Genomic DNA, 12,683 nt, shown 5'->3' with positions numbered 1-12,683 from the left:
CATGCGGTCGAACTCGCGGGCGTGGCCCGGTCGGTTCCACGAGGTCCCCTGGCGGGAGATCACCACCCGGTTCGACGCCATGGCCGCCGACCACGCGGAGCTGCGGCCGCTGGCCGACATCGCCGGCAGCGTGCTCGCGTGCGGCGGCGAGCGGCAGCTGGCGGGGCTGACGTCGATGCACGACCTGGTGGTCGCGGCCCGCCCCCTGCCGGAGCACCCGCCGGTCCCGGTCGTGGTCGTCCGGTCCCGTCGTCCGGTTACGTCGGCGCCTGCGGCGTGTTCATCGAGCACCGGTCGGTCACCGGCCACGACGACGGGATCTTCCGGCCCGGCTCCGAGGCGGTGCCGCTGTTCTGGCGGTTCATGATCGAGAAGTTCGGAGTGGAGCCCGATCGGTCCACTTCGGACCGCCGGCCCGGGAAGGCGTGAGGGAACCGTGACGGACGTCGAAGAGCGCTACCGCGCCTACCTCACCTGCCTGAACGAGCGGCGCTTCGCCGACCTCGGCGCGTTCGCGCACGACCCGGTCGTCCACAACGGCCGCACCCTCACCGTCGCCGAGTTCCAGGACCTCCTGCAGCGGGACGCCACCGAGATCCCCGATCTCCACTACGCGATCGAACGCCTCGTCGTCCAGGGCGACCAGGTCGCGTGCCGCATCCGGTTCGACTGCACTCCCGTCGAGGTCTTTCGCGGCTTTCCGCCGACCGGCGAGCGCATCTCCTTCGTCGAGCACGTCTTCTACCGCTACGAAGACGGCAAGATCGCCGAAATCTGGTCTCTGCTCGACACCGACGCGATCCGCGAGCAGCTCACACCGTGACCGGCTGCGGCTGCTCGGCCTTCGGGGACACCGCCGGCGCCATCAGCACCGCGCACAGCGGCACCGCCATCGCGATCGCCGCCAGCACGAACACCGGGAACAGGAACGAGAACACCTCGACCCCGGCCGGGTCCGGAGCGTTCATGTCCATGTGCATCCGGACCGCCGCCATGCCCGTGTAGTGCATGCCCGTCACCGCCGCGCCCATCACGAACCCCGCCAGCAACCGCAGCGGCAGCCGGTCGAGGAACACCGCGAACCACAGCGCCGCCGTCGCGGCCACCACCGCGATCACCACCGACAGCGCCACCAGGCCGCCGTCGTAGCCGAAGTCGCCTTTCACCCGCAAGGCCGACATCCCCGTGTAGTGCATGACGTTCACCGCCAGGCCCGTGATCACGCCGCCGAGCGCGAGGCGCCACCAGCCGAACTTCGCGCGGCCACCCACCACCAGCAGGCCCGCGAACACCGCCCCGACCGAGAGGATCGCCGACAGCACCGTGCGGAAGATGTCGTAGCGGACCGGCATCCCCGGCGTGCTGAAGCCGAGCATCGCGACGAAGTGCATCAGCCAGATGCCGACGCCGCCGATCGAGATCGCCGCCAGCACCAGCCACCGCATGCGGTGGCGGGGGTTCGCCGCGTGGCGGGCCTGCACCGTGCACGCCAGCCCGAGCGCGCAGCCCACGACCGACGTCAGGTACGCGAGCACCAGCAGCCAGTGCCCCAGCGCGAAATGCTCCATCGCAAAGTCCTTCCTACAGGTCGCGCAGCCCGTGCAGCACGCGTTCCATCAGGTCGTGGCGCTCGTCCCAGGTGGAGGTGTCCGACAGCGTGTCGCGCACGATCACCAGGTTGTCCTGCATCAGGTCCGACACGAGCACGCGGACCACGCCCAGCGGCAGCGACAGCAGTGCGGCGATCTCCATCAGCGACCGCGGCCGCAGGCACAGCTCGGTGACCTCCGCCAGCGCGCTCGACCCGAGGTAGCCGGCTTCGGCCCGGCCCGCAGCGGTGGTCTCGACCAGCGCTTCGACGGCGATCTCGACCGCCGGCGCCGTCCGGCCTTCCGTCCAGGCGTACGGGCGGGCCAGCGACGCGCTGCGCCGCGGCTCCTCCCCGTACGGCCCGGGCGGCGGGTCGTCGATCACCGGTGGTCCTGGGCCACCGGCATCTCGCGCGCGGGCACGTCGACCTTCTGCCCCACCCGCTCGACCAGCATCGTCATCTCGTAGCCGACCAGCCCGATGTCGCAGCCGGTCGAGGCGAGCACGACGAGGTTCGAGCCGTCGCCGACGCTCATCAGCAGCAGGAACCCCTGCTCCATCTCGATCACCGACTGCACCACCCGCCCGGCGGTGAACAGCTCGGCGGTGCCCAGCGACAGGCTGGACAGGCCGGCGGCGATGGCCGCCAGCTGGTCGGCGCGCTCGCGGGGCAGCGACTCGTCGGCGGCCACGAGCAGGCCGTCGGCGGAGACCAGCACGGCGTGCGCGACCCCCGACACGTCCTGGACGAACCCGTTGACCAGCCAGTTCAGCGTCGCCGTCCGTTCGGGCGGCGCGGCGGAACCGGGGAAGGCCAGCGTCCCGCTGAGGGACCGGGCCGACGGTTCGGTGCCGGTGCGGCGCGGCACGCCGGGAAGTTCCGTCATCGCGGATCCACTTCGTCCTTTCCGGATTCTTCGGCGCGGGCCGCGGTCTCCCGCCGGGCCGCGCGCATCCCCTGGTAATGGCGGGAGAGGCTGGTGCGGACGGCGGCGGCGTCGCGGAACGACCCGCCGTCCTGCTCGCGCACCCGCGGGACGGCCGCGCCGGGGGCCAGCTGGGCCCCGGGCCGCCGGGTGGGCAGGCCGGCCTCGGTGAGCCGCTGCGCGGGGGCGGGCTTGAGAGCGCTTTCGGCGGCTTGCCGCGCGCGGTCGGCCGGGGTGTCCCACTCGCCGACGACGGGCTTTTCGGGCCGCGCGACGGGCTTTTCCACCGAGGGGGGCCAGTCCGTGGCCGGGATCGCCGAGTCCTCGGCCTGCGCGGTGGACGGTGTTGTTTCGGCGGCGGGACTCCGTTGTGCCACCGGAGCTTCGGCCTCGGTCTTCGCCTCGGTGGGCGGCCAGTCCATTGTGGACTCCGTCGGCGCCGGTTCCCTCTTCCCCACCGCCGGCCACTCCCCCGGCCCGGCCGAGCCGTTCCGCCGGACCACCGGCTTGGCCACCGGCTCGGTGAACCAGCTCGTCACGACCTGCTCGAAGATCGGCGTCGACGCCTGCGCCGGCACCACCGGGGGCCGGGTGTGGCCGTTGCGGTTCGCTCCCGCCGACACCAGCCTCCCCGCGCCGATCGGGCGGGCCAGGTCCGCGATCACCAGCGCGCCCGGGACGTGGACGCTCGCCGTCACGCCCGCGTGGCGGGCGCCCGTGCCGGTCGCGCGCAGCCGGACCGTCACCCCGTGCAGCGCCGCGAGCCGGCCGACCACGAACAGCCCCATCCGGCGGGTCGTCTCCGGGCCGACCGTCCCGGCCGCCGCGAGGCGCTCGTTCACCGCCGCGAGCTCCGCCGGGGTCATGCCCAGCCCCTGGTCGACGACCTCGATGAGCAGCCCGCCGTCGGCGCCGCGGTCGGCCGTCAGCGCCACCTTGTGCTCCGGCGGCGAATACCGCGTCGCGTTCTCCAGCAGCTCCGCGAGGATGTGCACGACGTCCGCGGCCGCCTCGGGCTGCACCGAACTGCGCGGCGCGTTGCCCAGCGCCACCCGCCGGTAGTCCTTGACCTCCGACGTCGCCGCGCGCAGCAGGTCGCGCGTCGGCACGGGTTCGCGGCCGTGCCGCACCGGGCGGCCCCCCGCCAGGACGTGCAGGTTCTCGCCGTTGCGGCGCAGCCGGGTCGCGATGTGGTCGATCCGGAACAGCTCGTCGAGCCGCTTCGGGCTCTGCTCCCCCGCCTCGAGGTCTTCGATGATCGACAGCTGCTGCTCGACCAGCGACTGGCTCCGCCGCGACAGCGTCATGAACATCTCGCTGACCTGCTTGCGCAGCTCGGCCTGCTCGACAGCGAGCCGGACCGCCTGCCGGTGCATGTCGTCGAACGCCCGGGCCAGCTGCCCGATCTCCTCCTCGGTCTTGACGCCGGAGTCGGGCACCGCGCGCCAGTCGACGTCGTGGCCCTCCCGGACCTGCCGGACGGTCTCCGGGAGCTGTTCGTTCGCCGCGCGCAGGGCGGCCGCGCGCAGCCGCCGCACCGGCGTCACCAGGGACCGCACCACCAGGAGCGCGATCGCGAGCGCGCCGAGCAGCGCGCCGAGGACCAGGGCCGTGTCGCGCAGCGAGTCGGACCGGGCCCGGTCGGCCGCGGCCGAGACGTCGCTCGCCAGCTTCGCCGAGACGTCGTTCAGCACGGCCGTCACGCCGGCCGTCTCGGCGGCGATCGAGGGGGCGAACGACGCGAGCGCCGCGGTGCCGCCGTTCCCGGAGTCCTGCAGGGTCTCGAGGCGGGCGTCGGCGGAGCTCGTCGCCGCCTTGAACCGGTTCAGCCGGTCGCCGGTGAGCTGGTGTTCGACCTGCTCGCCGAGCACCTCCTGCTCGGCGGCGGTCTGCACGACGGCCGGGCGCAGCGACGCGTCGTCGGGACTGTTCTGCGCCGCTCGAGCGAAGGTCTCTTCGGTGGCCAGCTCGGCGCGCAGGTGCACCAGCAGCCGGGTGGTTTCCGCGCCGGCCGCGGTTTCGCTGCCTGCGTCGGCCGGGACGAACGAAGGCACGAGATCGCCGAGGGTGGCGATGATGTCGTTGTAGCCTTCGGCCTTCGTGCGGACGTCGCCGCCGCCGGCGCCGGCCGCGCGGATCCCGGCGAGCTTGCCCAGCGCGGTGTTCAGCGCGCGGCCGGTGTCGGCGGGCAGCGGCGCGAAGCCGATGTCGCGCTGGACGGCGGCCACCTTCGCGTCGACGGCCGCGGTCAGCGTGTTCGGCGCGCCGGCCGGGACCGCCACCGCGGCGACCATCTCCTCGCCCAGCGAACCGGTCAGGTCGATCGTGTCGTGCAGCACCGGCAGCCGGTCGCGGGCCGCGCTGAGCGCGGTCGCGCGGTCGAGCTCGCCCTGGATCCGGACTTCCGCGAGCGCCACCGCGACCAGGACCGGCAGCAGCAGGACGACGCTGATCTTGGTGCGGACGCTCCAGTGCGCCGGCCACCACGCGGCGTCCACCGGCAGGCGGGGCGTGGATCTGCTTTCGTGCATGGCGGAATCGCTCGATTCCCAGCCGCGCGCACGGCTGACGTCGAACTCGGACAGGACGAGGGGGCCCCAGGGCCGACCACGGACGTCCCGAGCGGACTTTCCGAACCCGGCTCCCGGACCGGCGAGGACGTGGCGTTGATCGAGCCGACCAGCAGAGAACCCCACGTCCGGCATCCTTGTCAACCCTAAGCAGCGGCGTTTCGGAACGCGCTGATCGAATTGGCCACGATTCCCTTCGCCGGTTCACGCATCGTGTTCCGGCGATCGCTGCTTGCACACCGTACAAGCAGATTCGCGCAGCTCCAGGGCCTACCGAGCGGTAAACGCGCGCCGCCGTCGCATTGGCGGCAGAATTACCCACAGCAGTTGCCGGGACGAATTCCGCCCATTGTTCGAATGGTGTGTTAATAATTCCCCCGGCGCCCGGTCGTGGGTCCTCGCCACCGGCCCGGCAGAATCGCCGTCGTGACCGATGTGGACGAAACCGGCGGCGGCAAGCGGGTCGGCTGGGTCGAGCTGTACTTCGACCTGGTCTTCGTGTTCGCGGTGGGCCAGGTGGCGCACGGCGTCGTCGCGGACCCGCACTGGGCGCGGGTGGCCGCCGCGGGCGGCCTGTTCGCGACGCTGTGGTGGACGTGGATCGGCTTCGCCGTGCTGTACAACCGCCGCGGCGACGACAGCCGCGTCGCCGACCGGCTGTTCGTGCTCGCCGGCACGATCCCCTGCGGGATCGCCGCCACCCAGGCGCACCACGTCTTCGACGGGCACCCGGCGATCTTCGCGGTGGCCATGGCCGCCGTCCGCCTGATCCTCGCGGCCGCGCACCGCTGGCCGGCCCGCGACGGTCTGGACCAGCGGCGGATCAGCTGGGGCTACACGCTCTCGGCGGTCCTGTTCGGCGTGTCGGCGGTCATCCCCTACACGTGGGTGCTGTGGGTGGTCGCGCTCCTGCAGGAGGCGGGGTTCCTGCTGCTCGGCGACCGGCCGAAGCGGCGTCGCGGCGAGCGGCGGGAACGGCCCACGCGCGAGGCGCGGTGGCGGAGCATGTGGGCGCCGCCGCGCGACCCGAACCTGGCGGTCGACTCGGCGCACCTGGCGGAGCGGTTCGGGCTGTTCATGATCCTGCTGCTCGGCGAGCTGGTGATCACCGTCGGCACGGCGGCGCTCGAGCGGCCGGCCGACGACCTCGCGTACTGGGCGTCCCTGGTCGCCGGGCTGGTGATGGCGGGCGCGCTGTGGTGGCTGTACTTCACGTCGGCCGCCCTGATCTACGAGCGCATGCTCGACCTCTCGGGCGGCAACCCGGCGCTCGCGTATTCGCTCTACGCGGGCGGCCACCTGTTCCCGGCGTTCGCGCTGCTGCTCATCGCGGCGGGGGTGAACCTGTCGCTGCACGAGTCCCCGCCCCAGGCGGCGAGCTGGTACACGACCATCGGCCTGGCGCTGTACCTGTCGGGCACCCGGGTGTTCTCCTCCGGCCCGGCGGAACGCTGGTACAGCGGCGTGGCCCAGGTCGCGGCGCTGGCCGCGACGGTGTGCCTGGCCTTCCTGGGCCGCGTGCTCCCGGCGCCCGCGGTGGTCGTGGTGGTCGCGGTGTGGGCGGTCGGCTCGACGCTGATCGCGGCGGGCATCCGCCACCGCGCGCTCGAGGAGTTCGGCTCGGACCCGGTGGCGTTCCTGCGCAGCATCGAGCGGGATCGGCTCCACGACCACGACCGGCCGCGGCAGCCCTGACCCGGCCCGGAAGCGGGTATCGCGATTCCCCGGGCGCCATTCGGGTAACCGGCCACCGGAAGCCCAGGACGCACAGGGAGTACTCATGGCTCAGACAGTCGGCGACTACCTGCTCCAACGCCTGCGCGAGTGGGGTGTCGAGCAGGTCTTCGCCTACCCCGGCGACGGGATCAACGGCCTCGTCGCCGCGTTCGGCAAAGCGGACGACCAGCCGCGGTTCGTGCAGGCGCGGCACGAGGAGATGGCCGCGTTATCGGCGGTCGGCTACGCGAAGTTCAGCGGCCGCGTCGGGGTCTGCATGGCGACGTCCGGCCCGGGCGCGATCCACCTGCTCAACGGGCTCTACGACGCCAAGCTCGACCACGTCCCGGTCGTCGCGATCGTCGGGCAGACCGCCCGCAGCGCGATGGGCGGCAGCTACCAGCAGGAAGTCGACCTGCAGGCGCTCTACAAGGACGTCGCGAGCGAATACCTCGTCGAGGTCAACGTCGCCGAGCAGCTGCCGAACGCGCTCGACCGGGCGATCCGCACGGCCGAAGCCGGCCGCTGCCCGACCGCGCTGATCATCCCCGCCGACCTGCAGGAAGAACCGTACGAAGCGCCGAAGCACGCGTTCAAGCAGGTGCCGTCCAGCCCGCCGAGCACGTCGTGGTCCGCGCCGGTCCCGCCCGGGGAGGACCTCGACGCGGCGGCCGAGGTGCTCAACGCCGGCGAGAAGGTCGCCGTCCTCGTCGGGCAGGGCGCGCGCGGCGCCGCCGAAGAAGTCCGGCAGCTCGCCGAGACCACCGGCGCCGGGGTCGCGAAAGCGTTGCTGGGCAAGGACGTCCTGTCCGACGAGCTGCCGTACGTGACCGGCTCGATCGGGTTGCTCGGCACCCGGCCGAGCTACGAGCTCATGCGCGACTGCGACACGCTGCTGATCGTCGGCTCGAACTTCCCGTACAGCCAGTTCCTGCCGGACTTCGGCCAGGCCCGGGCCGTGCAGATCGACCTGGACGGCCGGTTGATCGGGATGCGCTACCCGACCGAGGTCAACCTCGTCGGCGACAGCGCGGCCACGCTGCGCGCGCTGCTGCCCAAGCTGGCGGCCAAGCCGGACCGGTCGTGGCGCGAGACGATCGAGAAGAACGTCGCTTCCTGGTGGGAGACCGTCGAGAAGGAAGCCGCGGTCGACGCCGACCCGGTCAACCCGATGGCCGTCGTTTCCGAGCTGTCCAAGCGGATCCCGGACAACGCCATCGTCACCGCCGACTCCGGCTCGTCCACCAACTGGTACGCCCGCAACCTCCGGATCCGCGGCGAGATCCGCGGGTCATTGTCGGGGACGCTGGCCACCATGGGGCCGGCCGTGCCGTACGCGATCGGCGCGAAGTTCGCCCACCCGGACCGGCCGGTGATCGCCCTCGTCGGCGACGGCGCCATGCAGATGAACGGCCTCGCCGAGCTGATCACCATCGCCCGCTACCAGCACCTGTGGAGCGACCCGCGCTGCGTGATCTGCGTGTTCCACAACAACGACCTGAACCAGGTCACCTGGGAGCTGCGCGCGATGGGCGGCGCGCCGAAGTTCGAGGAGTCCCAGAGCCTGCCGGACGTCGACTACGCCGGCTTCGCGCTTTCGCTGGGCCTGACCGCGGTCACCGTCGACAAGCCGGACCAGCTCGCGCCGGCGTGGGACACCGCGCTGTCCGCGGGGAAGCCGGCGGTCCTGGACGTCCGCTGCGACCCCGAGGTGCCGCCGATCCCGCCGCACGCGACGTTCGAGCAGGTGAAGTCGGCCGCCCAAGCGGTGCTGAAGGGCGACCCCGACGCGTTCCACCTCGTGGCGCAGGGGGTCAAGACGAAGCTGCAGGAGTTCCTGCCCGGCAAGAACCGCTGACGCCGACGACCGGGCCGAGGCGGGGGTCCCCCGAACCGGTGAGGCCGGTCGCGCATACTGGAGGGCGTCCTCGGCAGATGGAGGAGGCCAGTTGAGCGCGCCCGCCGACCCCTTCGTGCACCCCGCGCTGTTCTACCGCGACGACGCCGAGTACGTGGCCGGGACCGTTCCGTTCGTCTGGGCCGGGCTCGCCGCCGGTGAACCGGTGGCCGTCGCCGTGCCGGGACCGAACCTAGACCTGCTGCGCCGCGAGCTCGGCGCGGACGCCGACCGCGTCCGGCTGCTGGACATGACCGAAGCCGGGCGCAACCCCGGGCGGATCATCCCGCGGGTCCTGCGCGGCTTCGCCGACAAGCACCCGGTCGGGCCGGTGCGGATCATCGGCGAGCCGATCTGGGCCGGGCGGTCGGCCGTCGAGTACCCGGCGTGCGTGCAGCACGAAGCGCTGATCAACCACGCGTTCGCCGGCCGGGACGTGACGATCCTGTGCCCGTACGACGTCTCGAGCCTCGACCCGGCCGCGCTGGCGGACGCCGAGGCGACCCACCCCGTCCTGATCGACGGCGCCGGCCACCGCCCGAGCGCCGCGTACGCGCCCGACGACGTCCTCGCCCGGTACAACCGGCCGCTGCCGCCGGGTCCCCCGCCGGAGCGGGTGGTGGAGCTGGCCGGCACGACCGACCTCGCGGCGGCCCGGACCGCCGCCCAGGTCCAGGCCGAGGCCGGCGGGCTGAGCGCCGACCAGGTGGCCGACGTCGAGGTGGTGGTGACGGAGCTGCTGTCCAACTGCGTCGAACACGGCGGCGGCACGGGCACGGTCCGGCTGTGGAACGAAGGCGGCGAGTTCGTCTGCGAGGTCCAGGACCGCGGCACCCTGGCCGACCCGCTGGCCGGCCGCCACCCGGCGACGCCGGAGCAGACCCGGGGCCGCGGGCTGCTGCTGGTCAACTACCTGGCCGACCTGGTCCGCCTGCACACCGGCGACCACGGCACGACGTTCCGCGCGTACTTCCGCGCCTGAGCCCGCGTCAGGGCAGGCCGGCGAGGTCGGCCAGCAAGGTCAAGTGGTGTTCGAAGTACTCCGCGCGCGCCTGGACCATGTCGTCGAGGCGGTGGAAGACCTCGAAGTTGACCTGGCCGAACAGGTGCGTCCAGGCGAGCAGCACCCGGTCCAGGCGCTCCTCCGAGAGGTCGCCCGCCTGCTCGTCGACCAGGCGGCGCAGGTCGGTGCGGACCGGGGCCGGCGCCGGCGGTCCGGCCGGGTCGTCCGGCGCTTCGGCGACGATGGCCGCCAGCAGCAGGATCACCTTCGACGCCGGGCCGACCGTCTCCTGCGGCGCCGCGTAGCCGGGGACGGGGTTGCCGTAGAGCAGGCCGTACTCGGCCGGGTGGGCGAGCGCCCACGACCGCACCGCGTGGCACGCCGCCAGCCACCGGCCGCGCAGGTCCTCGCGCGGGAGGGCGGCTTCGGCCTCGATCGCGGCGTCGCCCAGGCCGTCGTAGGCGTCGATGATCAACGCCGTCAGCAGCGCGTCGCGGCTCGGGAAGTACCGGTACAGCGCCGAAGCGACGATGCCCAGGTCGCGGGCGACGGCCCGCAGCGACAGGTTCGCGCCCTCCTCGGCCAGGCGCCGGCGGGCGACTTCCTTGATCTCCTGGTGCATCTCCGAGCGGACCCGGGCACGCAGCGACGAGGCGGACACGGCCCCAGTGTCGCACAGCCGAGAACACTGTTCTTGACTCGACGACCCCGGAGCTCGTACGGTGTTCTCGTCCGAGAACAGTGTTCTCTCCTTGGGGGTTTTCCATGGCTCTGCACGTCATCGTCGGCGCCGGTCCGGTCGGTTCGGCCACCGCGCGCCTGCTCGCCGCCCGCGACAACGAAGTCCGCCTGCTGAGCCGGCGCGGCGCCGGCCCGGCCGTCGACGGCGTCCGGCTCGTGGCGGCGGACGCCACCGACGCCGCCACGCTGGCGCGGCACACGGCCGGCGCGGCCGCGCTGTACAGCTGCGCCGGGCCGGCGTACCACCGCTGGCCCACCGACTGGCCGCCGCTGGGCGCGGCGCTGGTGCACGCGGCCGAGACGAGCGGCGCGGTGCTCGTCACGACCGGGAACCTGTACGCGTACGGCGCGGTCGACGGGCCGATGACCGAGCAGCTGCCGGCGCGCCCGAACTCGGTCAAGGGCGAGGTGCGGGCGAAGCTCTGGGCCGAGGCGCTGGCGGCGCACGACGCCGGCCGGATCCGCACGGCGGAGGTCCGCGGCTCGGACTACCTCGGCGCGGGCGCGCTGTCGGCGTTCACGGCGCTGGTGCTGCCGAAGGTCCTGGCGGGCAAGCGCGCGGCGGCCCCGGCCGACCTCGACGCGCCGCACAGCTGGACGTACGTCGGCGACGTCGCGCGCACGCTGGTCGCGGTCGCGGCGGACGAGGGAGCGTGGGGCCGGCCGTGGCACGCGCCGACGCCACCGCCGATGTCGGTGTGCCGCTTGGCGGCTCGCGCGGCGGAGCTGGCGGGAGCCCCGCCGGCCCGCGTGACGACGATGCCCCGGATCGCGTTGCGCCTGGCGGGGCTGTTCGACGCGACGGCGCGCGAAATGCCGGAGATGGCGTACCAGCTGCGCGCACCGTTCGTGCTGGACTCATCGGCGGCGACGGCGGCGTTCGGCATCGAGCCGACCCCGACGGACGACGCCCTGCGCGAGACGATCGAGGGGATCAGAGGTCCGAAGCACGCCGGAAGGCACGACGCAGCAGCGCGGTGACGGCCAGCCCCACCAGCCAGCCGCCGGCGAACCCGGCGACCACCGGCCACGGCGGCGACCGCAGCCACCACAGGTAGCCACCCGAGACCCCGGCGGCGGCGAGGGCGAGCAGCCCGACGCCGTCGAACGCCAGCCGGGTCGGGTGCACGAAGTTCCAGCCGGTGACGCTGAACCAGCCCCGCGAGGTGGGCGCGGCGAGCGCGGTGGACCGCCAGGTCTCCCACTGGAGGTGCCCGCCGAGCCGCTCCGCGAGCGACTCCCGCACGTAACGCCGGATGAGCTTGATGTGGAAGTCGTGCAGGATGTACCGGCTGCCGAGCAGGTAGGACGACACCGGGACCAGCAGGAGCACCGTCGGGTTCGCCGAGATGGCGACACTGGCGATCGCGCCCGCCGAGGCGAGCTGCAGCGCGAAGACGTTCCACTGCACATTCGCGCGGCGCTCGGCTTCGGTGCGCAGGGCCGTGTACTCGGCCAGCAAGATCTGCCTTGCCGAATCGTCCGGGTCCTGCATGCCACCAGGATGGGGCCGGCGCGGCGCGCCGCGGCGGCGTCGGGCACACCGGATACCCGCAGAACGCCGTTCTGCGGGTACCGGAAGCCCTGCCTAGTTCGGGATCTCCGTCGCCCGTTCCCAGCCCGAGGGCAGCGGGCTCAGGTTCAGCGCGTGGTCGAGGCCGCTGCCGGCCAGCGCCCGGCGCACGACGCGGTTGTCGCCGGTGACGATCCGGAGGGTGGTGTTCTCGCGGACCGTCCGGACGTGGATGTCCGCGAGCACGGAAAGCCCGGCCGAGTCCAGGAAGTCGACCTCGGAGAGGTCGAGCACCAGCGTCGGGAACCGCCGGTGCGCCCAGGTGGCGAGGACCGAGCCGAGCTCGGCGGCGCTGTCCTCGTCGAGCGCGCCGCTGATCCGGACCATCACCGCGCCGAAGTACGGCCGGATGACCTTGATGGCGGAGGAACTTCGTTCCACGCGGGGGGACGGCACGGGGATCGCCGTCGCGGGGTGCTGCACGACCAACATCTTTGTACGCCTTCAGTCGCGGATGGCGTGCCGAGCGGTGTCCACTGCCCGCTCGAACGCCGGCAAGTCGGGGGAGGGCGGCTGCTCCTGAACCGCACCCTCGCAGCCTAGTACTTGATCCAAACGGCGCAACCCCGCCAACGGCCGAACCGACGGTGGACCACTGTCGGCCGAAAGCGCGTCTTCCCGGCGTAGGCACCAAAAACCCGCTCCCGGACGGTCCGCCCTTGACAGC

At 73.0% G+C, this 12,683-nt stretch carries 13 protein-coding genes; 6 read left to right on the top strand and 7 right to left on the bottom strand.

What is annotated here, in order from left to right; translation table 11 throughout:
• Nucleotide 1: 1 nt before the first annotated feature.
• Nucleotides 2-367: a hypothetical protein gene (locus ACIRSS_RS07815; RefSeq protein WP_400891900.1), complete on the top strand. Its 366-nt coding sequence runs from the start codon at nucleotides 2-4 to the stop codon at nucleotides 365-367.
• A gap of 69 nt (nucleotides 368-436) precedes the next feature.
• On the top strand, nucleotides 437-823 hold the full coding sequence (locus tag ACIRSS_RS07810; RefSeq protein ID WP_400891898.1) for an ester cyclase: 387 nt from the start codon (nucleotides 437-439) through the stop codon (nucleotides 821-823).
• Here ACIRSS_RS07810 and ACIRSS_RS07805 read toward each other — a convergent pair.
• The 4 genes from ACIRSS_RS07805 to ACIRSS_RS07790 are packed head-to-tail and all read right to left on the bottom strand — an operon-like array spanning nucleotide 813 to nucleotide 5,047.
• Nucleotides 813-1,568 (bottom strand): MHYT domain-containing protein, encoded by a 756-nt coding sequence (locus tag ACIRSS_RS07805; protein ID WP_400891896.1) that lies wholly within the window; start codon nucleotides 1,566-1,568, stop codon nucleotides 813-815. The genes ACIRSS_RS07810 and ACIRSS_RS07805 overlap by 11 nt on opposite strands.
• A gap of 13 nt (nucleotides 1,569-1,581) precedes the next feature.
• Nucleotides 1,582-1,974 carry a DUF742 domain-containing protein gene (locus tag ACIRSS_RS07800; RefSeq protein ID WP_364454613.1) on the bottom strand — a complete coding sequence of 131 codons (393 nt, stop codon included), beginning with the start codon at nucleotides 1,972-1,974 and terminating at the stop codon, nucleotides 1,582-1,584.
• Nucleotides 1,971-2,477: a roadblock/LC7 domain-containing protein gene (locus ACIRSS_RS07795; RefSeq protein ID WP_400891893.1), complete on the bottom strand. Its 507-nt coding sequence runs from the start codon at nucleotides 2,475-2,477 to the stop codon at nucleotides 1,971-1,973. Before ACIRSS_RS07795 ends, ACIRSS_RS07800 begins: the two co-directional genes overlap by 4 nt.
• Nucleotides 2,474-5,047, bottom strand: a complete 2,574-nt coding sequence (locus ACIRSS_RS07790) for an ATP-binding protein (RefSeq protein WP_400891891.1) — start codon at nucleotides 5,045-5,047, stop codon at nucleotides 2,474-2,476. Before ACIRSS_RS07790 ends, ACIRSS_RS07795 begins: the two co-directional genes overlap by 4 nt.
• A 465-nt stretch (nucleotides 5,048-5,512) precedes the next feature.
• Here ACIRSS_RS07790 and ACIRSS_RS07785 point away from each other — a divergent pair, with 465 nt between their 5' ends.
• The 3 genes from ACIRSS_RS07785 (at nucleotide 5,513) to ACIRSS_RS07775 (ending at nucleotide 9,681) form a co-directional block, all read left to right on the top strand.
• Nucleotides 5,513-6,781: a low temperature requirement protein A gene (locus ACIRSS_RS07785; protein ID WP_400891888.1), complete on the top strand. Its 1,269-nt coding sequence runs from the start codon at nucleotides 5,513-5,515 to the stop codon at nucleotides 6,779-6,781.
• Nucleotides 6,782-6,866: 85 nt separating this feature from the next.
• Nucleotides 6,867-8,660: a thiamine pyrophosphate-requiring protein gene (locus ACIRSS_RS07780; RefSeq protein WP_400891885.1), complete on the top strand. Its 1,794-nt coding sequence runs from the start codon at nucleotides 6,867-6,869 to the stop codon at nucleotides 8,658-8,660.
• A gap of 91 nt (nucleotides 8,661-8,751) precedes the next feature.
• Complete coding sequence (locus ACIRSS_RS07775) at nucleotides 8,752-9,681, top strand: anti-sigma factor RsbA family regulatory protein (RefSeq protein ID WP_400891883.1); 930 nt, start codon at nucleotides 8,752-8,754, stop codon at nucleotides 9,679-9,681.
• 7 nt (nucleotides 9,682-9,688) lie between these two features.
• Here ACIRSS_RS07775 and ACIRSS_RS07770 read toward each other — a convergent pair whose 3' ends face one another.
• Nucleotides 9,689-10,363, bottom strand: coding sequence for a TetR/AcrR family transcriptional regulator (locus ACIRSS_RS07770; protein ID WP_400891880.1), 675 nt, complete (start codon nucleotides 10,361-10,363; stop codon nucleotides 9,689-9,691).
• Between the two features lie 104 nt (nucleotides 10,364-10,467).
• Between ACIRSS_RS07770 and ACIRSS_RS07765 the strand changes: the two genes are divergently transcribed.
• The gene (locus ACIRSS_RS07765) at nucleotides 10,468-11,424 is read left to right on the top strand and encodes an NAD-dependent epimerase/dehydratase family protein (protein WP_400891878.1); all 957 of its coding nucleotides are present in this window, start codon (nucleotides 10,468-10,470) and stop codon (nucleotides 11,422-11,424) included.
• Here the strand turns inward: ACIRSS_RS07765 and ACIRSS_RS07760 are convergent.
• On the bottom strand, nucleotides 11,378-11,938 hold the full coding sequence (locus ACIRSS_RS07760; RefSeq protein ID WP_400891875.1) for a hypothetical protein: 561 nt from the start codon (nucleotides 11,936-11,938) through the stop codon (nucleotides 11,378-11,380). The genes ACIRSS_RS07765 and ACIRSS_RS07760 overlap by 47 nt on opposite strands.
• Before the next feature lie 93 nt (nucleotides 11,939-12,031).
• Complete coding sequence (locus ACIRSS_RS07755) at nucleotides 12,032-12,397, bottom strand: STAS domain-containing protein (protein ID WP_400891873.1); 366 nt, start codon at nucleotides 12,395-12,397, stop codon at nucleotides 12,032-12,034.
• Nucleotides 12,398-12,683: the final 286 nt, after the last annotated feature.

Source organism: Amycolatopsis sp. NPDC101161 (assembly GCF_044768185.1).
Classification (GTDB): domain Bacteria; phylum Actinomycetota; class Actinomycetes; order Mycobacteriales; family Pseudonocardiaceae; genus Amycolatopsis.
The sequence above is the reverse complement of the archived record's forward strand: the minus strand, read 5'-3'. Positions and strand labels throughout refer to the sequence as shown.